Source organism: Muriicola sp. (assembly GCF_049669965.1).
Taxonomy (GTDB): domain Bacteria; phylum Bacteroidota; class Bacteroidia; order Flavobacteriales; family Flavobacteriaceae; genus Muriicola.
In genome coordinates this window covers 1-23,317 of record NZ_JBATLB010000305.1, presented here as the reverse complement: position 1 = coordinate 23,317, position 23,317 = coordinate 1, and the positions used below count along the sequence as shown (strand labels likewise).

At 41.8% G+C, this 23,317-nt stretch carries 23 protein-coding genes and 1 pseudogene; 16 read left to right on the top strand and 8 right to left on the bottom strand.

Features of this window, described 5'->3' with window-relative positions:
* Positions 1 to 105 precede the first annotated feature (105 nt).
* The 11 genes from WBM49_RS15000 (at position 106) to WBM49_RS14950 (ending at position 9,701) form a co-directional block, all read left to right on the top strand.
* A complete protein-coding gene (locus WBM49_RS15000) occupies positions 106 to 2,082 on the top strand; it encodes an alpha-ketoacid dehydrogenase subunit alpha/beta (RefSeq protein WP_424372858.1) in 1,977 nt (658 codons plus the stop codon).
* Positions 2,083 to 2,209: 127 nt separating this feature from the next.
* Entirely contained in the window at positions 2,210 to 2,692 is a 483-nt protein-coding gene (locus tag WBM49_RS14995) for a lipocalin family protein (protein ID WP_424372857.1), read from the top strand.
* A 2-nt stretch (positions 2,693 to 2,694) separates the two neighbouring features.
* Entirely contained in the window at positions 2,695 to 3,387 is a 693-nt protein-coding gene (locus WBM49_RS14990; RefSeq protein ID WP_424372856.1) for an OmpA family protein, read from the top strand.
* Between the two features lie 58 nt (positions 3,388 to 3,445).
* A complete protein-coding gene (locus WBM49_RS14985) occupies positions 3,446 to 4,582 on the top strand; it encodes an NAD(P)/FAD-dependent oxidoreductase (RefSeq protein WP_424372855.1) in 1,137 nt (378 codons plus the stop codon).
* Positions 4,579 to 5,292 carry a methyltransferase domain-containing protein gene (locus WBM49_RS14980; protein WP_424372854.1) on the top strand — a complete coding sequence of 238 codons (714 nt, stop codon included), beginning with the start codon at positions 4,579 to 4,581 and terminating at the stop codon, positions 5,290 to 5,292. Before WBM49_RS14985 ends, WBM49_RS14980 begins: the two co-directional genes overlap by 4 nt.
* Positions 5,293 to 5,298: 6 nt before the next feature.
* Complete coding sequence (locus tag WBM49_RS14975) at positions 5,299 to 6,354, top strand: type III polyketide synthase (RefSeq protein WP_424372853.1); 1,056 nt, start codon at positions 5,299 to 5,301, stop codon at positions 6,352 to 6,354.
* 58 nt (positions 6,355 to 6,412) lie between these two features.
* Positions 6,413 to 7,204: an SDR family oxidoreductase gene (locus tag WBM49_RS14970; RefSeq protein WP_424372852.1), complete on the top strand. Its 792-nt coding sequence runs from the start codon at positions 6,413 to 6,415 to the stop codon at positions 7,202 to 7,204.
* Complete coding sequence (locus WBM49_RS14965) at positions 7,201 to 7,656, top strand: 3-hydroxyacyl-ACP dehydratase FabZ family protein (protein WP_424372851.1); 456 nt, start codon at positions 7,201 to 7,203, stop codon at positions 7,654 to 7,656. The genes WBM49_RS14970 and WBM49_RS14965 overlap by 4 nt, the downstream gene beginning before the upstream one ends.
* Positions 7,649 to 8,923: a beta-ketoacyl-[acyl-carrier-protein] synthase family protein gene (locus tag WBM49_RS14960; protein ID WP_424372850.1), complete on the top strand. Its 1,275-nt coding sequence runs from the start codon at positions 7,649 to 7,651 to the stop codon at positions 8,921 to 8,923. Before WBM49_RS14965 ends, WBM49_RS14960 begins: the two co-directional genes overlap by 8 nt.
* A 3-nt stretch (positions 8,924 to 8,926) precedes the next feature.
* The gene (locus tag WBM49_RS14955) at positions 8,927 to 9,175 is read left to right on the top strand and encodes a phosphopantetheine-binding protein (protein ID WP_424372849.1); all 249 of its coding nucleotides are present in this window, start codon (positions 8,927 to 8,929) and stop codon (positions 9,173 to 9,175) included.
* A gap of 184 nt (positions 9,176 to 9,359) precedes the next feature.
* The gene (locus tag WBM49_RS14950; RefSeq protein WP_424372848.1) at positions 9,360 to 9,701 is read left to right on the top strand and encodes a hypothetical protein; all 342 of its coding nucleotides are present in this window, start codon (positions 9,360 to 9,362) and stop codon (positions 9,699 to 9,701) included.
* A 9-nt stretch (positions 9,702 to 9,710) separates the two neighbouring features.
* Here WBM49_RS14950 and WBM49_RS14945 read toward each other — a convergent pair whose 3' ends face one another.
* The 4 genes and pseudogenes from WBM49_RS14945 to WBM49_RS14930 form a co-directional block, all read right to left on the bottom strand.
* Positions 9,711 to 10,661, bottom strand: coding sequence for a TerC family protein (locus WBM49_RS14945; RefSeq protein WP_424372847.1), 951 nt, complete (start codon positions 10,659 to 10,661; stop codon positions 9,711 to 9,713).
* 73 nt (positions 10,662 to 10,734) lie between these two features.
* Positions 10,735 to 11,889 (bottom strand): annotated as a pseudogene (locus tag WBM49_RS14940) (multidrug effflux MFS transporter).
* An 88-nt stretch (positions 11,890 to 11,977) separates the two neighbouring features.
* On the bottom strand, positions 11,978 to 12,115 hold the full coding sequence (locus tag WBM49_RS14935; protein ID WP_424372846.1) for a hypothetical protein: 138 nt from the start codon (positions 12,113 to 12,115) through the stop codon (positions 11,978 to 11,980).
* 27 nt (positions 12,116 to 12,142) lie between these two features.
* Complete coding sequence (locus WBM49_RS14930; RefSeq protein ID WP_424372845.1) at positions 12,143 to 13,075, bottom strand: DUF6268 family outer membrane beta-barrel protein; 933 nt, start codon at positions 13,073 to 13,075, stop codon at positions 12,143 to 12,145.
* Between the two features lie 136 nt (positions 13,076 to 13,211).
* Between WBM49_RS14930 and WBM49_RS14925 the strand changes: the two genes are divergently transcribed.
* Positions 13,212 to 13,577, top strand: coding sequence for a DUF7009 family protein (locus WBM49_RS14925; protein ID WP_424372844.1), 366 nt, complete (start codon positions 13,212 to 13,214; stop codon positions 13,575 to 13,577).
* 234 nt (positions 13,578 to 13,811) lie between these two features.
* A complete protein-coding gene (locus tag WBM49_RS14920; RefSeq protein ID WP_424372843.1) occupies positions 13,812 to 15,488 on the top strand; it encodes a S41 family peptidase in 1,677 nt (558 codons plus the stop codon).
* A gap of 32 nt (positions 15,489 to 15,520) precedes the next feature.
* Here WBM49_RS14920 and WBM49_RS14915 read toward each other — a convergent pair whose 3' ends face one another.
* Positions 15,521 to 16,600, bottom strand: coding sequence for a hypothetical protein (locus WBM49_RS14915; protein WP_424372842.1), 1,080 nt, complete (start codon positions 16,598 to 16,600; stop codon positions 15,521 to 15,523).
* A gap of 143 nt (positions 16,601 to 16,743) precedes the next feature.
* Between WBM49_RS14915 and WBM49_RS14910 the strand changes: the two genes are divergently transcribed.
* Complete coding sequence (locus tag WBM49_RS14910) at positions 16,744 to 18,111, top strand: transglutaminase-like domain-containing protein (protein ID WP_424372841.1); 1,368 nt, start codon at positions 16,744 to 16,746, stop codon at positions 18,109 to 18,111.
* Positions 18,112 to 18,116: 5 nt separating this feature from the next.
* Here WBM49_RS14910 and WBM49_RS14905 read toward each other — a convergent pair whose 3' ends face one another.
* Entirely contained in the window at positions 18,117 to 18,350 is a 234-nt protein-coding gene (locus tag WBM49_RS14905; protein WP_424372840.1) for a hypothetical protein, read from the bottom strand.
* A gap of 151 nt (positions 18,351 to 18,501) precedes the next feature.
* Between WBM49_RS14905 and WBM49_RS14900 the strand changes: the two genes are divergently transcribed.
* Both WBM49_RS14900 and WBM49_RS14895 read left to right on the top strand, forming a co-directional pair.
* Positions 18,502 to 19,833 carry a DEAD/DEAH box helicase gene (locus WBM49_RS14900; RefSeq protein ID WP_424372839.1) on the top strand — a complete coding sequence of 444 codons (1,332 nt, stop codon included), beginning with the start codon at positions 18,502 to 18,504 and terminating at the stop codon, positions 19,831 to 19,833.
* Between the two features lie 5 nt (positions 19,834 to 19,838).
* The gene (locus tag WBM49_RS14895) at positions 19,839 to 21,152 is read left to right on the top strand and encodes a DEAD/DEAH box helicase (protein WP_424372838.1); all 1,314 of its coding nucleotides are present in this window, start codon (positions 19,839 to 19,841) and stop codon (positions 21,150 to 21,152) included.
* A 58-nt stretch (positions 21,153 to 21,210) separates the two neighbouring features.
* Here WBM49_RS14895 and WBM49_RS14890 read toward each other — a convergent pair whose 3' ends face one another.
* Both WBM49_RS14890 and WBM49_RS14885 read right to left on the bottom strand, forming a co-directional pair.
* Positions 21,211 to 21,834, bottom strand: a complete 624-nt coding sequence (locus WBM49_RS14890; RefSeq protein ID WP_424372837.1) for a DEAD/DEAH box helicase — start codon at positions 21,832 to 21,834, stop codon at positions 21,211 to 21,213.
* A 106-nt stretch (positions 21,835 to 21,940) separates the two neighbouring features.
* Positions 21,941 to 23,317, bottom strand: a 1,377-nt coding sequence (locus WBM49_RS14885) for an amino acid permease (RefSeq protein ID WP_424372836.1), incomplete at its 5' end; no start/stop codon positions are given.

Sequence of the window (23,317 nt, the reverse complement as noted above, 5' to 3'; positions counted from 1 at the left end):
GTTACTAAATTCTCTAACTAAATTGCCTTAAAAATGGGAAGAGATCTTCTGTGCAATTTTCCTACATTTACGTCATTCAAATAAGAAAATCGTATTTACTACCCAATGCAATTTCAACATCATGGGCTCTCCCCGGAAATTCTTGTAGATCTCTATAAGGCCATGCTTAAGCCCCGCATGATAGAAGAGAAAATGCTGATACTGCTTAGACAGGGAAAAATCTCCAAATGGTTTAGCGGAATTGGACAAGAGGCCATTTCCGTTGGAGTAACCATGGCACTCGACCCGGAGGAGTACATTTTACCCATGCATCGAAATCTGGGAGTTTTTACCACAAGAAACATTCCCCTTTTCAGGCTTTTTGCTCAGTGGCAGGGGAAAATGAGCGGTTTTACCAAAGGCAGGGATCGTAGCTTTCATTTTGGGACTCTGGAATATAAGATCGTGGGGATGATCTCCCATTTAGGCCCGCAATTAGGGGTGGCAGATGGTATAGCCCTTGCAGATGTACTTCAAAAAAACAAAAGGGCAACGGCCGTATTTACAGGCGAAGGAGCAACCAGTGAGGGAGATTTTCATGAAGCACTTAATATTGCAGCAGTATGGGACCTGCCGGTACTGTTCTGCGTAGAAAATAATGGATATGGCCTCTCTACACCCGTGAATGAACAATTCAGGTGTAAACATATAGCTGATAAAGGCAAGGGGTACGGCATTGAATCGTATATCATTGATGGGAATAATATTCTTGAAGTGTATACCAAGGTAAAAGCACTGAGTAAAAGTATCCGTCAACGTCCGCGACCTGTTCTTTTAGAGTTTAAGACCTTCCGGATGAGGGGGCACGAAGAGGCCAGTGGCACTAAATATGTTCCCCAGCAATTACTCGACGAATGGGGAGCAAAAGATCCTATTGAGAATTATTTGCAATACCTCAAGTCGCAGGAATTAATCTCTGAAGTTGAAGAAGTTGCTTTAAAACAGGGAATACTCAAAGAGATAGATCAGAATTTACAAAGGGCCTTTGAGGAAGATATAGTGCAGAGCACTTCAACTAATGAATTAAATGATGTTTATAAAGAATTTATATATCAAGAGGTTAAAGAAAAAAATGAAGTAGCTAATATCCGATTGGTAGACGCTATTTCTCAAGGGTTGCGCCAATCGATGGAAAGACATTCCAACCTGGTATTACTTGGGCAGGATATTGCAGACTACGGCGGTGTTTTTAAAATTACCGAGGGATTTGTGGAGGCTTTTGGCCCAGAGAGGGTGCGAAATACTCCTATTTGTGAATCGGGTATTGTATCGGCGGCTATGGGCCTATCCCTAAACAACATGAAGGCCATGGTAGAGATGCAATTTGCAGATTTTGTTAGCAGCGGATTCAATCCTATAGTAAATTATCTCGCAAAAGTCCACTACCGCTGGAATGAACCGGCAGATGTGGTTATCAGAATGCCATGTGGGGCAGGAGTAGGGGCCGGACCTTTTCATTCCCAGACCAATGAGGCGTGGTTTACAAAAACACCTGGTCTAAAGATCGTCTACCCGGCATTTCCTTATGATGCCAAGGGATTACTGGCAACGGCTATCAACGATCCCAACCCTGTGCTGTTTTTTGAACACAAAGCCCTGTATAGAAGTATTTACCAGGATGTGCCTGAAAGCTATTACACCCTGCCTTTTGGGAAGGCAAATCTCCTTGCTACCGGGGCATCGATCACCATAGTGACATACGGTGCGGGGGTGCATTGGGTATTGGAAATCCTGGAAAAACATCCCGATATTTCCGCAGATCTGATAGACCTAAGAACCTTACAACCTTTAGACATAGAAACTGTGTATACCTCTGTGAAGAAAACAGGGAGATGTATGATCGTTCAGGAAGACAGTTTGTTTGGTGGGATTGCGAGTGATATAGCATCGCTGGTAATGGAACACTGCTTTGAATTTTTAGATGCCCCCATAAGACGAGTAGGCAGCATGGAAACTCCTATTCCTTTTGCCAAACAATTAGAAGAACAATACCTGCCAAAAACCCGTATTTTAGAAGTTCTCACGGCATTGTTAGCTTATTAGCATAAGAACATCGCTTGTAATCTATTCCCATTCAGCCCTTTATAAGATCGCATAAAAAGAATTCGCTCTGAATGAACTAAGGCGTTCATTCTAACGTATATATGAGCGAAACAATACGAACTAAATTATGATTAAAAAATTTGCAAGTTTATTTTTGCTTGGAATGATTATCTCATCCTGTGGGATATCCAAAGACATCCGGGATCAGCGCAATCTTCTGAGTGGTACCTGGACACTCAATGATATTCATTATGAGAACAATCAGGGAATGTTTAAAGCAGTTGTGTTTAATGATGCGAATGCCATCTGTTTTGAGGAGAGCAACTGGTTTTTTAGAGATAATAACAGTACGGGCAGATATACCATTAAACAAGGTTCCCTGTGTGAAGGAGGAGATAGGTTTATCAGATGGTCTGTGGTGAGTAACCCCGCCAACTATAGTAATCAGCTGCAATTTAAATTCATTGACGAGAAGCGAAATGATATTTCCGGTGGTTTGGGATACAGATTAAACATCGCTACCCTCACAGAGAATGAAATGATTTTAAAATCGAATGTGATGGTCGACGCTAAATCCGTATCCATCGTTTATGAATTCACAAAAAATTAAAAATGAAAAATATGTTTAATAAAGTAGGCGCCATAGTATTGATCCTGAGTTTAGGCCTGGGCTGCAATGCAGTAAAAAATGCTAACAACACTCAAAAAGGCGCAGTCATTGGTACAACAGGAGGGGCAGTGATCGGCGGTGTTATTGGGAATAACGTTGGAAAAGGAAATACCGTACTGGGCGCCATTATAGGTGGTGTTGTGGGTGGTGTTGCCGGTGGATACATTGGAAACCGTATGGATCGCCAGGCAGAACGTATTCAGGAAGAAATTCCTGGAGCGGAAGTTACCCGTGTAGGTGAAGGGATCAACGTAACCTTTAATGAAGGAGCCGGTGTCTATTTTGACACCAACAAATCCAATATCAAGGGAACCTCTGTAGAGACCTTGAACAAATTGGCAGGTGTCTTTAAGGAATATCCAAAGACCGTTATTCTTGTTGAAGGGCATACAGACAGCGCCGGAACAGACGAATATAATTTGGGACTTTCTAAATTAAGAGCAGAATCTGTGACCAATTACCTGATTAGCCAGGGACTAGACAGCAGCCGTTTTACTACCAAGTGGTATGGGGAAGCTCAACCGGTAGCAGATAACGCCACATCAGAAGGTAAATCAAAGAATAGACGAGTAGAAATTGGTATTGTAGCCAGCGAAGAACTCAAACAAGAGGCCATCCAGAAAACCAAAGGATAAAACTTCTAACATACTTGTGAAAACCCGGCATTATTGTCGGGTTTTTTTGTGCAGGAATATGTATCTTTCGCTAGTGGTTAGGTATGATGTGATCATTATTGGAGGTGGATTGGCAGGATTAACGGCGGCCATTCATTTAAGAAAAGAAGGCTATCGCATTCTGCTATTAGAAAAGGAGCCCTATCCGCATCACAAAGTATGCGGCGAATACCTCTCTAAAGAGGTGCTGCCCTACCTGAGTCAGCTGGGAATACAATTACCTTCGAACATAGATATCACTACCCTGGAATTTAGCACCCGGCGCGGACGCTCTTTTCAATTAGCTCTTCCCCTTGGAGCCATCGGTATTAGCCGGTTCGCCCTGGATAATTTTTTATATAAAAAGGCTTTGGAGATGGGGGCGGAGGTAATTTTTAGCTCTGCTGAAATTGTAGAATACGAAGAAGATGTCTTTACAGTCGTCAATAATCTCAAACAGTCGTTTCAGGCGAGGTTCGTCATTGGTGCGTATGGCAAACGTTCCCACCTGGATAAGATGCTTACCCGTAACTTTATAGAAAAAAAATCTCCCTGGCTTGCGGTAAAAGCCCACTATCATTGGGATGCATTTCCCGAGGATCTGGTTGGCTTGCACAGTTTTGAAGGAGGCTATGCCGGTTTGTCCAAAACCGAATCCGGAGCTGTTAATTTTTGTTATTTGGTTACCTATGAAAGTTTCCAAAAAACTCAAAGCATCCCTGAATTCAATGAACAGGTGGTGGCTCGTAATCCATATCTTGCCAGCTTTCTAAAAGAGGCGGAAATGATTTTTGAGAAGCCCCTGAGTATAGCTCAGGTCTCTTTTGAGGCTAAAGATGCCGTGGAAGACCATATGTTGATGTGTGGAGACGCTGCCGGACTAATTCATCCTTTATGCGGCAATGGGATGGCGATGGCTATCCACAGTGCTAAAATTGCCTCAGAATCGATTCATAACTTTTTAAAGGAAGGAAAAACAAACAGGGCAGAAGTAGAAAAGGAGTACCGTGCGCAATGGCGCCGTAACTTTGGAAGTAGGGTCCGCACAGGACGGCGCCTGCAAAAACTATTAATGACACCCTATGTCACAGATGTTCTTTTTTCATTAGCAATTGTATTTCCAGGTATCCTGAAAAGCATTATTAGAAGAACACATGGTAAACCCTTGGAAGTATGATACGTTTTAAGGAGCGAAGTACCGAAAATGAACTAATGGACGATCTAAGTTTGGACGAAGTCCAGATTAAGGCCATTCTAAAGGATATAACAGTGGCTAATAGATGGCTGGGCGGGAATCAGATTACGATCAATGCACTTGATAGAATGATGGCTAGCCATCCCAAAAAAATATACACCATCATGGATATGGGATGTGGAGACGGAAGCATGCTGCGAGAAGTGGCTTCTCAATGCAAGAAAAAAGGGGTAGAGGTTAGATTAATAGGGCTCGACCTGAATTCAAAATCTATCAAAATAGCCAGAGAACTCAGTACTAGCTTTCCAGACATCAGCTATCTACAGAAGGATGTATTTTCTTTAAAGCCGGAAGAATTTGAATGTGACATCCTACTTTGCACTTTAACACTACACCATTTTTCACTGCAAGAGATCCGTACTTTTGTAAAAAAATTTGCTGTGTTAACCAACATTGGAGTTATTATAAATGATCTTGACAGGAGCAAAATTGCCTACGCCCTTTTTAAAGTGTTTAGTAAGGTGGTTATTAAAACTGCTGTTGCCAGGCATGACGGATTGGTCTCCATCATGAGTGGATTTACCAAAAATGATTTTAATGAGTTCGCCAAATCTGTGCCCGAGATGTCTTCTGAAGTTACCTGGAGATGGGCCTTTCGGTACGAGTGGACCCTGCGTCATCAAAATACTTAAGTTGCTATGAATAAAGTACATGTTGTGTCTGTTGCCAAAGAGCTTCCGCCTTACTACAAAGACACAAAAGACATTTTACCCTTAGTGGAGGTTTGGCTTGCCGGGCAGGAAAATAGGTTCAGACGAAAAGTCCTGAAAATTTTTGAAGGAGCAGGGGTAGATCGAAGATATGGGATCATGCACCCTGAAGAGGTTTTTACAGCTACTTCATTTGAAGAAAAAAATGATATCTATATCCGTGAAGTAAAAAAATTGGGAACAACTGTTCTGAAAAAGGCCCTCAAAAAAACGCGGTGGACCCCGGAATCCTTAGATTATATTATTACGGTAAGTTGTACCGGAATTATGATCCCTTCTCTGGATGCTTACATCATTAACGATCTTGGCTTACGGCAAGATATTGTGCGTTTACCCGTCACCGAGATGGGCTGTGCGGCAGGAGTATCAGGGATGATCTATGCCAGTAATTTTTTGCGATCCAATCCTGGTAAGAGAGCAGCCGTTATCGCAGTAGAAAGCCCCACAGCAACCTTTCAATTAGACGATTTTTCTATGGCCAATATGGTAAGTGCGGCCATTTTCGGGGATGGAGCAGCCTGTGTGTTACTTTCTTCAGAAGAAGAAGCAACGGGTCCGGCAATTATAGGGGAGGAGATGTATCATTTTAAGGACGCGACCCATTTAATGGGTTTTGATCTGGTCAATACTGGCCTAAAAATGATCCTGGACCCCGTAGTTCCAGAAACCATCTCCGAGCATTTCCCGACCATTGTGCATCCTTTTCTCAAGAAACACAACAGTTCAATTGAAAAGGTAGAGCACCTTATTTTCCACCCCGGAGGCAGAAAGATCGTCCAAACAGTTGAGGACCTTTTTGGAAAGTTTGGGAAGAATATAGACGATACCAGAGAAACATTGCGACTTTATGGGAATATGAGTAGCGCAACGGTTTTATATGTCCTGGAACGATTTATGGAAAAGAAAATAGCTAGCGGGGAGCAAGGACTTGTACTAAGCTTCGGACCAGGATTTTCGGCCCAAAGAGTCTTATTAGAATGGTAAAACAAGGTTAAGAGATCAATTTAATGTAACTTAATACTTCCGGAAAAGAAAGAATTAAATGGCGGGAAAAACATCCAGGCAATGGGTACTCATATTAGGCGGGAGTAAAGGTTTAGGCCTCGCTACCGCCCGCAAAATGGCAAAGCACGGATATGCCATTTGTATTGTACATCGCGATAGACGGGCCGATATGGAACGCATTGAAAAAGCTTTTGAACAAATCAAAAGAGATGCAGCCAAGTTTTACGCAGTGAATGCAGATGCCGTAAAAGCTGAAAAAAGAAAGGAAATTATTGCGCATCTAGGTGCTTTGATGGAGAAAGGAGATACTGTAAAAATGCTGGTTCATAGCATTGCCAAAGGCAGTATGAAGCCTATGAATGCCGATTCTGGACTCCATTTATCTGCCCAGGATATTGAGATCACCTTTAAGGCGATGGCGCTTAGTATGTACGAATGGGTACAGGAAGTGCTGGCAGCAAAGTTACAAGATCCCGATATGCGTGTCATTTCTTTTACCAGCGAGGGAAACACAAGAGTTATACCAGGCTATGGGGCCGTCTCGGTGGCCAAGGTTGCCTTGGAGGCACTAACGCGCAGTATGGCGCTAGAACTGGCTTCTTTGGGAGTAAAAGCCAATTGCGTACAAGCCGGAATTACCGAAACAGGCTCTTTTGCCATGATTCCAAATAGTGAGATCATAAAGCAAAGTGCCAAAGAACGAAATCCTTCAGGTCGTATCACCACGCCCGAAGATGTAGCCAATACGGTGTATTTGTTAAGCCTCGAAGAGGCGAAATGGATCACTGGGACCATTATAAAAGCAGATGGAGGTGAGAGTTTACGATGATGAAAATAAATGGCATCTTAAAAAAATTACCTTATACTGAGCCATTTTTGTTTGTGGATTCGCTTTTGAAAATCACCGAAAATAGTGCAGAAGGGGTATATACCTTTAAAGATAATTTGTCCTTTTATCAGGGACATTTTAAAAACCTTCCAGTGACCCCCGGTGTAATTCTCACGGAATGCTGTGCACAGATTGGCATGGTATGTCTGGGCATCTATTTACTGACAAAAGAGGGGGAGATAGACACAGAAGGGTTTCAAATAGGGATGAGTAGTGCGGAAATGGAATATTTGCTGCCGGTTTATCCCAATGAAAAGGTGAGGGTTGTTTCAGAAAAGATATATTTCCGTTTTTCAAAGTTGAAATGCAAGGTGGTCATGTACAATGACAGGGATCAAATAGTCTGCAAGGGCACAATTGCCGGGATGCTTAAATTAAAAAGTGATGCGTAAGAGGGTAGTGATCACAGGACTTGGGGTGTGTGCACCTAATGCATTGGATATCGCCTCTTTTTCCAGGGCATTGGATGCCCGGCAAAGTGGTATTGAATTTCAGCCGGTACTTGAGGAACTAAAATTTGGATGTCAAATTGCTGGTAAACCGAAACTTACAGAAGAACATATAAATTCTTACTTTACATCATTAGAGCAGCGGGGATTAAAAGCCACAGGACTATTATACGGGGTAATGGCCGGATCAGATGCCTGGAAGAATGCCGGTTTGCAGCCTACCGGAGAGAATGATACGGATTGGGATAGTGGGGTGATCTTTGGGACAGGAATTTTAGGAATAGACAAGCTGCGGGAGGCGATTTATCTTATTGATGAAGGCAACACAAAGAGATTAGGGAGTACTTCTGTGATACAAACCATGGCGAGTGGCATCAGTGCCTATTTAGGAGGTATGCTGGGATGTGGAAACCAGGTAACGACCAATTCATCGGCGTGCACCACTGGCACCGAGGGAATTTTAATGGCTTATGATCGAATCAAATCCGGTAAGGCCGAACGAATACTAACCGGGAGCTGCAGTGATAGCGGACCCTACGTTTGGGGAGGTTTTGATGCTATGAGGATCCTGCCCAGAAATTTTAATGATGCACCAGAACTTGGCAGCAGGCCCATGAGTGCCACTGCTGCCGGTTTTGTTCCCGGAAGTGGGGCAGGGGCCCTTGTATTGGAGTCGCTCGAAAGTGCTCTAAACCGGAATGCAACTATTTATGCGGAAGTACTGGGCGGTAATATAAACAGCGGAGGGCAACGAAACGGGGGTACTATGACAGCTCCCAACAGTCTGGCAGTGCAGCGCTGTATTCAGGACGCCATTAAGGACAGTCATATATCCGCCACAGACATAGACGCCATCAATGGTCATTTAACAGCCACCGCAAAGGATCCGGTAGAAATTGAGAATTGGAAAATCGCTTTAGGCAGGGATACGGATGAATTTCCTTATATTAATTCATTCAAAGGGATTATTGGCCATTGCCTTGCTGCTGCAGGAAGTATTGAATGCATAGGTTCTGTGTTACAGATTTCAAACGGACTGATCTATGGCAATGCGAATTGTGAGGACCTGCATCCTGATATTTCCAGATGGGTTGATCCTTCCAGAGTTCCACTAAACACTATTGCAAAGGCCCCCGAAGTAATCGCGAAAGCCAGTTTTGGTTTTGGCGATGTAAATGCATGTGTGATCTTTAAACGCTTTAATAAATAAATCATGACAAAAGAAGAACGGTATACGAAGCTAAAAGAGATTATTGAACCCTATCTGCCAGAAGATGTTTCTGCAGCGTCTATAAAGCCAGAGAGTCATTTTATTAAAGAATTAAATATAAATTCTGCCAATCTTGTAGATATAGTGCTCGATGTGGAAGATGCTTTTAATATTACCCTGGAAAATGAAGATATGGATAGTATGCAAACGGTAGGTGATGCTCTAAAGATCATAGATGTTAAAATAACATAGATCTGTTAGCTGTAAATGCGCTTGCCAATTTGTAAACACAAAATGCTCTTTCAAAGTAATTATCCACTCCTTCAAAAAACGAATTCGCGCTAAAATTCTGTGTTAATTATTAACATGAAATCGGCGAAAATTCGTATCTTAAGGATACCTACATAAATGCTCTAAATTCCGTAGGCTCCATGTCATGGAAATCAAGGATTCTCACACAACCGCTAAAATTCAACAGGCATCAACCTCTCCTATCCAATACCTGGAAAGGCAACAACGCTATCTTTTGTCTTTATCCCATCAGCTTAAATCGTACCATTGCGTTCCAAAAACGATAAAACTTTATGAGCAAATGGAGCGTTTAAAACGTTCGCTTCACGATCTGATGTTGGAGAATGATCAATTGATTTCCGGAATCCATAAATCGGGTAACAGTAGTCATGAATATGTAGCTGAGTACCAGAGCCAGTTCGATAAGGTCATACAGCTAGAACATGAGATCCTTACGTATATCGGCAAGGCCAAGATTCATGGTTGAACCTGATTATTAATGCTTTTCGACAGTTTTTTCAGGAATTAGCAAAGAGGAAAGTATCCCCGAGGCAAGGGACACTACAATAAGCAATAAAGAGATCCACGAAGGGATATGTACATATTCTGCAGCCAACATTTTAAGACCTACAAAGCCTAAGATCACCACCAAACTGTAATTGATAAATCTGAATTTACTCAACATTCTGGACACCAAAAAATACATAGATCGCAGGCCAAGTATAGCCAGGATGTTAGAACTAAAAACAATAAATGGATCGGCTGTGATTGCCAGGATGGCAGGGATACTGTCTAGCGCAAATAAGATGTCGGTTAGCTCAATGACAATTAAGGCTACAAACAAAGGTGTGGCTGCCTTGATCCCCATTCTCCTGATAAAAAAATCGTGCCCATTCATATGACTCGTCAGGGGATAAATCTTTCTTAGGAATTTAAAGACCAGCGAGTTTTTCGGATCGAATTTGATACTCTCGGATTTAAACATTTTGTAAGCGGTATACAACAGAAACACTCCAAAAACATAAATGATCCAATCAAATCTATTGATAAGCGTAACCCCAAAAAGGATCATCATCGCCCGGAAAATGATAGCGCCCAAAATCCCCCAAAAAAGTACCCTGTGCTGATATAAAGGTGGAATGCTAAAAGCCGAGAATATAACAGCGATCACAAAGACATTGTCAATACTAAGGGATAACTCAATAAGATAGCCTGTGATATAGTTTATTACGGCTGCATTAGGGGTCATTTGAGTTGGATTGTCTACCAGACCTTCCGTGAATAACCAATAGATGACGGCACTAAAACTGAGGGCAACGGTGACCCATAGGGCAGTCCATAAGCCGGCTTCCTTACTCCGTATAATATGGTCATGTTTGTTAAATATCCCAAGATCTAATGCCAGAAAAACAATGATAAGGGCAATAAAGGCGATCCAAACAATCATTAATAAAAAATTAATTCAACAGCTACAATCTCCTGATATAAAATAAAAACACAAGATAGTTTCTTCTGATCATTTACACCTTTAAAAATTGTCTTTTCGATAAATAAAAATATCCCAATAGGCCATAAGAGATAATACCACAAATAAGAAAACCTATAAAAACCGGGAGAACAGAATCTACCACATAACTTCCAATAAACGCACTAATAGGAACTGCCATCAGGGTGGCCAGACATCCTGTTAGTGCTGCTCCAATTCCTGCAATATGACCCAAAGGTTGCATAGCCAGCGCCCGCAAATTTCCAAAAATAAATCCTACTGCAAAAAATTCTAACCCAAAAAAGCACAAAACCACCCAATACGGCGGATTTACCCCAGATTGAAATACAAGTACATATACCAGCGGAATCAATGTATAGAATGCCAGTGCGATAGTTATCAGGCGAAGCATCCCAAAGCGCAGCACTAAGGTGCCGTTAAGCAAGGTGGCGGCACCTATGGTAATAGCCAACGTGGCAAAAATATAGGGGAAGGACTCTTTCATAAGGTATTGTTCTTCGAAAATCTGTTGTGAAGTGCTTAGATATACCAAAAAAGAACCTGTTATAAACCCCCAGATAAAGGTAAATACCATAGTTTGCTTGTAATTCAGCAATTCCTTGTACCCCTTTACAAATACGTTCATCCTAAATGAGGTTCTGTTTTCAAGGGTCAGCGTCTCCGGTTGTCGTTTCCAAAACCAAAACGCAACCAGGACAGAGAATCCTACCTGTACATGAAATATGGCTTCCCATCAAAATGCATCCAAAACCCATTTCCCCATGGTGGGTGCCACTATAGGGACTAAAATAAAAACGACTACCACAAAAGAGAGTATTCGTGCCATCTGATCTCCACTATACCTATCGCGTATCATGGCCACGCTTATGGTTCTGGGGGCAGAAAGTGCGATCCCCTGCAGTATACGCCCGGTGATCATCACCTCCAGATTAGGGGCATACACACATAAGACACTGGCTCCTATAAAGATGGCAAAGCCGGCATAGACCACAGGTTTTCTTCCAATACTATCCGACACAGGTCCAAACAGCAAGGGACCAATACCAAGGCCAAGAAAAAATAAGGTAATTAATAATTGATTTTGGGAGAGACTGGTAGTGCCCACCGCAATCCCGATAATATCAAGGGCAGGAAGCAGGGCGTCCAAGGCGAGTGCCGCAATAGACATCAAAGCAGCCATAAGACCTACAAATTCTAGTTGGGATCGCCGCTTTAAATTCATCCCGCAAAAGTAGCGGATTCTGAAGTATAAACCTTTAGAATACCTTAAAGACGTATCCTAGTAGCCAATACAAGATAAGAAATACCACTATGGTGCCTATACATCCACAGCGACCCCCACCAATTTTTTTGGCTCCATAGCCAGCAACAATGGCCCTTATCAGATTTTTCATGAGAGATGTTTTAATTAAAAATACAGATTAATTTTTCCTTTTGGACAGGTCAAAGCGATAAACTAATTCCGTTTTAAACTGAAATCCATCACCAACATCCCTATTTAAAACGGTACGGTTGTCCCCAAAGAAGATCCCCACTAAAGACAGGTCAATAGTTTCATCTGAGTCATACACCTTAAAATTCCGAAAGAAGGCATAACCCAATTTAGCTCGCAATAGGAGGGAAGAGGTTAATTTTAATTGCCCGTATACATACAACTCATTGGAAGCTCTGGTTACGTAATGATCATTAAATCCCGGATTTTGAATGTCATAACTGGTCCCTAAACCGTCAAATCGGAGTCCGGCCGAAGTGGTTGCGCTCAATTCATAATTGAGGTCCACCCTAACGGGTAACAGAACATTTGCTTCAAAAAGATCGTTTTCCGACTTGTAATACACCCCAAATATTGGGACTACTAACAACCCAAATTCTTCAGTATTTGCAAACAGCCCGTAGGTGTACTTTAATTTATTTGTTTTGGTATTGGTCAGTAAACCAATGGCGCCGATCTGTCTCCCCCTTGAAAATCCGGAAGTAAAATCGGACGCCACCTTGGGCATAATGAGATAGGTGCCTGACCATTTCTCGGAATATGTTGTGTTGATGCCTAGTCGTAAACTAATTGCATATAAGTTGGTAGAAGGCATGGAAGAGGGGTAGAGTCCAACAGTAATACTACCCGCAGAAATACCCGTGATCAAAGCATTTTTTGGACTCAGCACCAGTGGAACATCCAGGTTTAAATTCCATTCCTGAATTGCGTTATCCTCTGCAGTGTCCTCAAATGATCTGTTGAGTGCAGTTGTATAGGAAAAGGAGGCAATATCAAAATAGTCTTGTGCCATCAACAAGGGGATACTTCCAAAAAGAAAGATCCCTGCTAAAATAATAGTCGAGATTGGTCCTGATTTCATTGCAGGGGCAAGATACTGGTTTTGACAGATTATACCCTTTCTATTTTGCCACTGATAAGATTTCCTTTAAAATAATTTGGTGATAACTGCCTAAAAAATGAATAAATTGTACCTTTAAATACATAGAAAAAAAAGAATGAAGATCAGAATAAAAGGAAATTCTATACGCTTCCGCCTCACCAGATCTGAGGTGGAAACCTTATGCGACAAAGGAAGTATTGAAGAGATAGTGCAGTTTGGTGAGCAGGAACTCACCTACGCCGTACAACGCAGCCAGGTGGAATTTATGGAAGCCAGCTATAAAGATAATACCATCGTCTTACACATTAGCGAACTTAAAATTCAGGGGTGGGAAGTGAACGAAACCGTAGGCTTTGAAAGCACGGTAACCACTAGTTCAAATACTACCCTGCAGCTACTTCTTGAGAAGGACTTTGTTTGCCTGGATGAACGTTTGGAAGATCAATCCGACAATTATCCTAACCCAAAAATGTTTACATAAAATTATACTATAGCATTTATGGCTAATATTAATATATCGGCCACCAGAATCTTGCCGCTTATTTCCCGGAAACCAATCCGCTGGTGCCTTTTAACCAATTTTCAGATAGTAGTCGAACACCTATCAGCAAATCTGTAAAAGTTCGGGTTACCAAGGTAGTCTAGCGCCTTAGACTGTAACAAAAAAGCGATTTGGCTGACCAATACGATAAGACAATCCACAACGTATAAAGTCATGACCAAAAACCAACCATTTTTTCGACAAACAATGCTGCTCATAGGTCTCTTGTTTATTTCCATGAGTATACAAGCCCAGGCAACCTTTACCAGCGAGCAATACAGAGAAGACCTTAGGTTTTTACAGCAGACCGTGCATAAGAATTTTCCTTTTCTTTTTAAAAAGACCACTGCTGAGGCTTTTGACGCCAAGGTAGAGGCCTTATACGAGGCAATCCCTCGGATGGCAGACCATGAGGTTTTGGTTGGCTTCAACAAGATAGTGGCTTCTTTTGAATACGGACATACGGTTTTGGGCTATTGGGAGGGCGTTATCCCGTATCATGAAATGCCCATAGTCTTATATCAGTACGATGATGGCATCTTTCTCCAAGGGGTGCATAAGAGTTATAAAGAGGCCCTGGGGGCCAAACTCCTGGCTATTGAAGGTATGCCCATTGAAGAGGTTTTGAAGCTGATGCGGCCTGTAGTACCGGCAGAAAATGAGTCGTTTGTAAAGGCCTACGGAATACATTACCTCACATTTCCCGAATTTCTGCATGCACAAAAGGTCTTAAAGACCATGAGTACCTCTGTCTTACTTACCCTGGAAAAAGACGGGCGACAATTTGAGCAACGAATAGAGGCAGTGCCTTTTGAGCGCTTTCCAAGACAATACGGTATGGTAGTACCCGGAGAGGATTGGTTAGAAGCCCGCGATCTTAGTACAACTCCTTTGTATTTAAAGAACCTTGATAAGATCTATTATTATGAATATTTACCAGAACACAAAACTGTCTATGTACGGCATAGTCAGATTATGGACGATTCCATCCAGGCTATACCGGAATTTTATGCCGAAGTTTTTGATTTTATAGACAAGAACGAAGTAGAAAAACTCATACTGGATGTTCGCTTAAATGGTGGGGGAAATAACTATAAGAACAAGCCCATAGTAACCGGGGTAATTGCCAATAAAAAAATAAATCAGCCTGGTAAGTTTATGGTGATCATAGGGCGGAGGACGTTTTCGGCCTGCCAGAATCTGGTAAATGAGTTACATACGTATACTAATGCTATTTTTATTGGGGAACCTACCGCTGAGAATATCAATTTTTATGGGGATAACAGTCCGGTTACCCTTCCCAATACCAAGATGAATGCTTATTTGTCCTTTGCCTGGTGGCAAGATAAGCCACAATGGGAGAACAGACCGGCCCTGGACCCACAAATAGCCACAGGGATGACCTTTGAGCAGTATAGAACCAATCAGGATCCGGCCTTGGAAGCTGCTATGGCGTCTATGGGTTCGGATTTTATTACGAATCCTATGAACTATTTTACCCAGTTGTTTACCAGTGGCAAGGCCGAGTTGATAAAACCAGAAGCAGCACGGATGCTAAAAGATCCCTCTTATAAGTTTTTCGACTTTGAAGCGGAGTTTAACAAGGCAGGCTATGCTATGATGTCGTCAAAACAGTTCGATGAAGCCCTGTTTATTTTTAATCTGAATACAGAATTATTCCCTGATTCTGCCAATGCCTGGGATAGCCTGGCGGAGGCCTGGTGGAAATTGGGAGACAGCACTAAAGCCAAAGAATTCTACCAAAAAGCCATCGAATTAGACCCTGAGGGTGAGACAGCGGTCCATGCCAGGGAGATGTTGCAAAAAATAGTGGAGGCTACAAAACAATAGCCAGTATTATTTAGTACAGCCCCAAGCTTGTTTTATTTGTTGAGCTTGGTAAACTCGTAGGTATAGTTACTCAGATCGAGTTTGACATGGTAAGTACCTTCTTCTACATAAATATTATTCCCATCGGGCATGGCTTCTCCGGAGAGATAGTTTTCTTCTGAATAACTTGCTCCCCAATTTCGAAGCCAACTATCATTGCATCTGAACTTTAAGGTACCTTGTTTTAAGTAAAGCTCCACTTCCCAGATACTGTTTTCAGCATCTGTTCGCTGCATGGGGGTAGATCTGCCTCCCACATCATCATAGCCGTCCAGGGCAGTTCCTATAATACCTACGTTTTCATAAATGACCCGAACATCCGGGTTGTAAGCCTTGATCAGATTCAGGATAGAAGTGCCATTATTAAACTTGGCCTGCGCGCCCCTTTTGTAGGCAATTTTCTGACTTCGGTAGGTCTTAAGGACGGCCTGGTATTTCTCAGTTCTAAGATCTTTCTGTAATTGATCCAAACGAGCCTGGCTATAATACAGGGAGTCGTAAAAAATCCACCCCTCATTGAGATCTTCGCGATTCATTTCGGGAAAGGCGAGGTCTTCCGAAATTAAAAAATTGGAAAGCATATCATTATTGATGTCGTAGACATTACCTCCACTGGTTCTAACTAAACTTAAATAGCCCGAAATTTGCTTGATCAGCTCATTGCGTTCTATATTCTGATAATCAGACTGTAAGTCGTTCGCATAGAAAAACACATCCGATTGGTACAACTTAAAATTATCGAAGCCAGTATCATATAGAGCATAGGGCAGGTATTTTTTGGGGATGGAGTCTGAAAATTGAATAATAGTGTCTAGTCTTTGTATTTGATTGTTCATACGACCCATCTGGCTCTCAAATTTTTCTACGTCATAAAAAACGGCATTGTACACTTGTTCCAGAATAACATTGAATTCTATTTCCTGCTGCCGCCTTTCATTCCAGTTTTGCAACTGCAGGGCCATAAAAATACCGACCATTATGAGGGCCACTTCCCCGAACGCATATCGAAAGTATCTCCCGAATTGGTTGTTGTTGGCAAGGCGTTTTCTGATGTTTCTAAAAAAGTTGATCACAGCGGTTGGTTGTAAGGGAATTACCTTATAAAGCTAGTATAAAAAAATGAAAAAATCCGGTTGAGATGATCTGGGAGGTATCTCGGTATTGGGAGAACCATAGAATTATTGTAATTTCATTGTAGTTAAAAGTAAAGTTACACATGAAATACACTTCCCTAGTTTTTGCCTTTATGCTAATTGCCATGATGGGTTGCAAAACGGATACAAAGCAAGCCTCTAAAGAACAAGCACTTGCCGTTACGGACATTCCCAAAGTGGTAACCGCCGATATTGAGGCCGGGATCAAGGCCAATATTGCCAAAAAAGTAGAAGAGGGGGGAGGCTATTTTAATATGTCTACGGAAGATAAGGAACTCCGCTTGCAATTGGTGCGGGTGCATACGGAATACCTTTCTAATTTAGGGCCTCAACGTCATTTTGCATGTGTGGATCTGGCGGATGTAAGTGGGGATGTCTATGATGTCGATTTTTTCCTGGAAGGAGATCCGGGGAGTATGACCGTCACCGAAACCACGCTTCATAAACTCAACGGAAAACCCTTTTATACCTGGAAACAGCGCAAGGACAAGACCTGGTACAGAATGCCGGTGCAAAATGCTTCCAAAGGCTTACTGGGCGTTAAAGAAGGGGAGGACCAATTTGTATTTAACTATGAGCTTACCCTGCCGGAAATAACCGAAACGGCAAGGATATGGATCCCTGTACCGCAAACCGATCGCTTCCAAACCATTGAGATATTAAGTATAGAGGCTCCGGCGGCCTATCAAATGCTCAAAGAGAAGGAATATGGTAATGCTATTCTCTATATGGAGCTTTCCCCTGAACAGAGCGAACAAAGTGTGAAACTTACCTATGGCACAGTGCGGCAGGAGAAACAACCCTACGAAGAAGATTCGGAACCTAAGAGATATTTAAATGCCAATTTACTGATGCCTATTGGTGATCGTTTTGAGATCCTGGCCGATTCTATCATTGGAGACAAACGGAAAGAAGGAAGCATAATGCAGGCCCGTGCCTTATACGATTATATCATTGACAATATGAAATACATTAAGGCCGGGACCTATGGTACGGGTGATGCGGTATACGCCTGCGATGCCTTAACCGGGAATTGTACAGAGTTCCATTCCCTCTTTATTTCCCTGGCCAGATCGGCAGGCATTCCATCGCGCTTTGCGGTTGGTGCCGCCATCCCCTCAGATCGTGATGAAGGAGGAATTGACGGCTACCATTGCTGGGCCGAATTTTATGCAGAAGGAAAATGGTGGCCTGTAGATATTAGCGAAGCCAATAAGTACACGGCGCTGGCCACCTACTATTTTGGCAGGCATCCGGCAAACAGGATTGAATTTACCCAAGGGCGCGATCTGATGTTAGACCCCGGTCCCTCTGGTGGCCCTATCAACTTTTTAGCCTATCCGGTGATGGAAATAGGGGACCGTCCTGCTTTCCCGAAAACAACTTTTTCTTTTAGCAGGAAAGCAGCGGAAGATACCGCAGTAAACTAAGCTTTTTAGTTTGGGATGGTATCCTTGGTAGGATGCTCTTCGCCAGCAGGATGTTCGTCACCTTCTTCGGTTGGGTGTTCTTCGCCTTCCGGGTGTTCATCTCCCTCGGCATGCTCATCGTGCATTTCTGTGTCCTCTTTCTTCTTGGTATCACGGCAGGAGGTAAGGGCACCTGCGCCCAGAAAAGTAACCAATAGCACCAATAAAGCAGCGAACTTAAGTTCTTTAAAACGTCTCATAAAATCAAAGGGTTTAGATTTACTAAAATAACTCCTGTACTACGTACAAGATTTCATTAAAGATACCAATTTTTGTAGCAACCTTGTAGAAGGCCTATATATAAATTCGATTCCCCAGCGGCATCTGCCTATATTTGCTGAAATCTATTCTATGTCTGACCTTTTCGCCGATTTAGGAATTAACAAGCCACTGCTGCAAAGCTTGGTTGATCTAAAAATTTCTGTCCCCACAGATATTCAAAAGAAAACGATCCCGGCACTATTACATCAAAAAGAAGATTTGGTTGCCCTGGCCAAAACGGGAACAGGCAAAACGGCCGCATTTGGTTTGCCCTTATTACAATTGATCAATACAAAAAATACGGAAGTGCAGGCCGTAATTCTGGCACCAACCAGAGAGTTGGGCCAACAGATTTATACCAATCTGCTATCTTTTGCCACTCATAGCCCTGCTATCTCTATTGCTTCCGTTTGTGGAGGTATTCCCATTAAACCTCAAATTGAACGCTTACAAGAAGTGACACATATTGTGGTGGCCACACCAGGGCGATTAATAGACCTGGTACAACGCAAGGCCGTCAGCATAGAAAAGGTAAAATATCTGGTCTTGGATGAAGCCGATGAGATGGTAAGTGCGTTGCAGAAAGACCTGGATATCATTGTTTCCGAGATTCCAAAATCGCGCAGAACTATACTATTTACCGCCACCATGCCCGGCACCGTAAAACAAATGATACAGAATTATATGTCAAAACATGTGGTGAATCTGGAAGCAGATATGGCCCAAATGGGACACAAAGGCATCGAACATCAATATGTAGTAGTGGAGCCCATAGAAAAGCTCGAAGTATTACTTCATTTTTTAAATTCTAAGGAAGGAGAACGTGGTATTATTTTCTGTAGAACAAAGGCAGCCGTCAATAAATTGGCAAAGAAACTCGCCATAAGCAAGATCTCATCGGGCGCTATTCACGGTAGTTTATCCCAGGGAATACGAGACCGCATCATGGGACAGTTCCGGGAAGGATACATAGATATTCTTATTGCTACCGATCTGGCTGCCAGAGGAATTGATGTAAAAGAAACCTCCTACGTAGTAAATTACCATCTGCCAGACACCTATGAAGCCTATGTGCACAGAAGTGGCAGAACGGCCAGAGCAGGATCAGAGGGACTTTCCGTTAGCATCATTCAGCAGGAAGAACTCAGCAAGATCCCAGATTTTGAAAGAGAATTGGGCCTTGTTTTTACCGAACTTAAAAAGCAAAACCCTGAAAACAGGGAAGAAACAAATTTGGTATTGTGGGCTAAAAAAGTATTTAAGACCAAGCCTAACCGTACCATTTCCGAAGAAACAAAAGAAAAAATAAAGATCCTGTTTCATCATTTAACAAAAGAAGAATTGATAGAAAAAGTAGTCGCAGATACTTATTCACAAAGGAAAGCTGACACTATTGAAAAACCAACTTCTCAAAAGAAGTAATTCGTATGGCTAATAACATCAGAGAACAACAGGATATTTTAGAGAAGTTAAAAATCGCGGCCTTGAATCCGATGCAGGAAGAAGCCATTTCCGTTATTAAGAAAACGACGAATACTATTCTTCTTTCCCCCACAGGCACGGGTAAGACCCTGGCTTTTCTCTTGCCAATTATTGAATCCCTGGATCCGGAATGTTCGGAAGTACAGGCATTAATTCTGGTGCCTTCCCGGGAACTGGCCATACAAATTGAGCAGGTAGTGCGGAATATGGGTTCGGGGTTTAAGGTGAATGCCGTTTATGGGGGCCGACCCATGTCTAAAGACAAAATAGAATTAAAACACATTCCGGCTATATTAATAGGAACACCTGGTAGAATTGCAGATCATTTTAGAAGTGAACGGTATTCAAAAGCAAGCATTAAAACCCTTGTGCTAGATGAGTTCGATAAGTCGTTGGAAACGGGCTTTGAGGAGGAGATGAGCGAGATCATAGGTCAATTACCTTATATAAACAAACGCATTTTGACCTCTGCCACCATGGGGGTCACCATTCCCGGTTTTGTTCGTTTGGATAAACCCAGGATCGTCAATTATCTAAAAGACAATACAGCATCTAAACTGGCTATTAAAACGGTAGTTGCTGCAGATAAAAATAAGCTGCAAACCTTGCTAGATCTTTTGCACCATATCGGTAATGAACCCGGAATTATTTTTTGCAATTTAAAGGACAGTATTGATGTGGTGAGTGCCTATTTGGATAAACACGGAATTTACTATACTTGTTTCAGTGGGGGGATGGAGCAGAGAGACAGAGAACGCTCATTAATCAAATTTAGAAACGGCACTTGTAAGATCCTCATCGCTACAGATTTGGCGGCCAGAGGGATAGACATTCCGGAAATGAACTATATCATCCATTATGAGCTTCCCAGGACTGTAGAAGAGTTTACCCACAGAAATGGCAGAACCGCCCGGGTAAATTCCAAAGGCACGGCCTACGTTTTGTATTGGGCCAAGGGGCGTTTGCCCGAGTTTATTAAAAACGATACCCCGATAGACATTTCAATAAAGTCGCCTGTTAAACCACAGTTTTGGGAAACCCTGTTTCTTTCAGGGGGAAGAAAAGATAAGATCTCAAAAGGGGATATTGCCGGGCTGTTTTTTAAGCAAGGGGGTATTAACAAAGATCAATTAGGCGTTATTGAACTAAAACAAGATTGTGCCTTTGTGGCCGTTCCGGTAGTCATCGCCCATGAATTGGTCGAAAAATTAAATAACACCCGCTTAAAAAAGAAAAAGATCCGTGTAACGGTGGTATAAAGGTTCCCTTTTCTAGCACATTGCAGAAGGCAGGAGCAAAGGTATACGAGAGAAATTGTTATTCTGCTGCTGCTACTCCTATATATCGGGCCCGTTCCATAAAGTACTCCTCAAAACGTTTTAATCTGGGATGTAAACGCTCTGAATAGATCACATACTGACATTTCCGTATACTTTGGGTAATGGCAAGCATGGCAGTATACTCGGCTTTTTGAATTAGGAAATCAGCGTCATCTATAGAGCATATCATTACTTGTGAAGTACTTACGCCATTTAATAAGAACAGTTTGTGTAAGGTTTTTGGAGTGGAAATAAGAACGTCTATGCCTTCAAATATTTCAGACTTTTGAACATCCATATGCAGCTCCTGATACCCCACATATACCCTTAGGGAACTATACTTTGCGTATGCCAGGAAGGCCGAATACATTTCCAGGGCTTTTTCCTTGTTTTCAACCAGTACAATGGCTCTTGGTGCATTTCCCTCGGCCTCACATTTTAGCTTATTGAGGGTCGTAAGTATCAGGGTGGTTGTTCTTCCGCTGCCGTTGGGAGCGGTACAATAGACATTGGCGCCGCTTTTTATGACAGGAATACTGGTTTTTTGTAGAGGAGTAGGGGTTTCTATAGAAAAAAGTTCTAATCTTTCCAGTAAATGGGCATGCAATTTTTTAAACGCCATATCTTTTTCCTATTACTATTGCACTGTGGAATCCAGGTGCTTATACAGCGCAAATATACTACCAATGAACGGTAATGGGAGGGAAGACTCTTATAAGTATATTTTATTACTTTTCTTTAACAAAATTCAGGTCCAACACATTAAAATTATTAGCAGCTTTTACCAAAAGTGTGGAGCCAATAGTCTCAAATAGCTGATTGGTCTTAACTATAAATTCCGCTTGCTGCTCAATCTTGTAATTGGGAATACCAACCAAAGTTAAATCGGTAGCAGCAGAATATTTCTTAATCAGGTCGTAAAACGCTATTTGCTGTACAGCATTATCAATGATTTCAATTTCTACGTTTACGCGCAAATCCTGAACAAGCTTGTATATTTTATTGTAAATAATGGTAGTATCTACATTGTTATTATTAACAAACAACACTCTAATATTGGTATCCTGCCAACGAGGGGAGGCAATAATAAAACGTGCAATATTAAGCATCATTTCTGCATTTTTACTATCGGTTTCGCGCCACCATAAATCGACAGCTTTATAATTTCCAAATTTTGTTTTGTTATCAAAATCCAGATATAGTAAATTATAATCCAAATGGAGAAGGACCTCTGTCATTTCGGCATATTCTTTGGAGTCTTCCAACCCTTTTGGCCAACCCATCATGATGGTATTAGGTTCAACACCTGAAAAGCCAAACGTAGTAGATATATTCTTAATGCCATTATAGATATTGTCTACTTTAATTTGCCTGGCAAAGATGCCCAGATCCGAATACATATCGTCTGTAACAATTTGTTCAGTTTTCTTCAGAGGTTTAGTATTGTCTTTATCTACAATGAGTTTAAAATTTGTTACTATACCTGTGCGACCGGAAACAGTTTTACTCAATTCTAATAAATACGATTGGTGTTCACTTCGGCCACTAAACAAAATGATATTAGGATTCCAACTAGAGTTGACTTCGGGATTGGCGTTTATTTTTTTTAAGCCTTTATTCACAATATTTTCCCAAACACTTCGCCATACATCATTTGATTGAATTTTCACCTCTTTGCGTTGCAACCAAAAGTATAGACTTGCAATAATTGCCAAGGCAGCAATCATGGCAATCATGTCTAACTTAAACATAATAGCAAAACAGGCAAAAAAACCAAGTAAGCCAATCCAGCGTTTAATTTTAAAAGTTGGTTGAAAATCAGGATTTGCCCAGTTCTCAAGAAAAAAAGCAATATTTATAAAACCATAAGCAGTTAGGTAAAACATAGAAACTACGCGGGCTATAACATCTAATTCTCCAATTAAAATCCCAGCTTCGGCAATAATGAATACCATTATAAGGGCATTAACGGGTTCATTGTTACGCCCTTTTCCTTTAGAAAACACTTTTGGTGTTACTTTATCTATAGACATAGCCTGCAAAATCCTTGGTCCGCCAAGAATACCCCCTAAAGCAGATGATAGGGTAGCTCCCCAAATACCAGC